Raw genomic sequence first — 1,101 nt, forward strand, 5'->3', positions numbered from 1 at the left:
ATATTACGTTTAGTAGTTATAAATTTAAAAATAGAAAAATCTTTAGTTATTATAGGGCCAATTTTTATTTTTGTTACATTATTTATTACATATGCAATGGTGCCAGATACTTTCTTTGTAGCCCATATATTGGAGATTTTGTTTTTTTGGACAGCTATTTTTGTTATTTTAATTACGTATTCAAGTTTTAATAAAGATAGTATTAGAGCGAAAAGATTTGTCGTATTTATAGTGTTTATACCTATTGTAATTTCGAATATTTTACAAAATAAAACACAAGGTTCCATAAGTTTGCTATTTTTAACAGTTACTATATTTTTGACATTTGAAAGAGTATTTGCAATCCTTGTGGAATATAAGGAACAGATATATGAAGGGAAAGAATGGATATTTGCATTAAGAAATTTAGAACAAAAAGATTACGATAAGATAAGAACTAAGCATAATTTGGATAATGATGATTACTTAGAAATTTTTGAGGATAAGGTTTTAGCGGGGATGGTATTTTATAAAGGTACAAAAAGAGATTTATTAAAATCAAAAGTATGTTTTGAGAGTAGTTTAGTCGATAACCCAGATGATACATTTTGTAAATATTTATTAGCTCAAGTGTTAGTGGATATTGGTGAGGAGCAAAACATTCAAAAAAGTATTGATTTGCTTCAAGAAATAAAAAAACAACAGCAAGAAAATCCATATGTATTTGAAGTTAAAGATGTTGAAGAATATATAGTATATTTAGAGTTTAGTAGTGAAAATCCTAAATACAATGAAATAATTAATATTTTAAAAGATAAGAGGAATTTACAAAATGATTTTGTTTATATATTAGGAGTATCTTATTTGTACGTAGAAGATTTAAAAAAGGCAAGAGAGACGTTGGAGTTGTTAGAAGGGAAAGAAGATAAGCTAAGTTTTAATGATTGGCATGAGTACATGGATTATTTGGAAACTAAGGAAATGGAATTAAATCAAGAAAATAATTAGTAGTTTGTTTGATGGAAATGTATAAAATTTCATTTTAATTACATAGGAATTTTATGAATTTCAAGTCGGAGGAAGACACCCTAAGGTGCTTTCCTCCGACTTGAACCACTTTAA

The 1,101-nt window shown here is 26.4% G+C and carries 1 protein-coding gene; it reads left to right on the forward strand.

The annotated features are described in order from the left end of the window. Window positions 1-987 (forward strand): hypothetical protein (locus tag ABWK52_RS29585; RefSeq protein ID WP_353772397.1); only part of this gene is annotated, 987 nt, incomplete at its 5' end. Window positions 988-1,101: the final 114 nt, after the last annotated feature.

The organism is Bacillus sp. AP50, from assembly GCF_040492675.1.
GTDB lineage: Bacteria > Bacillota > Bacilli > Bacillales > Bacillaceae_G > Bacillus_A > Bacillus_A cereus.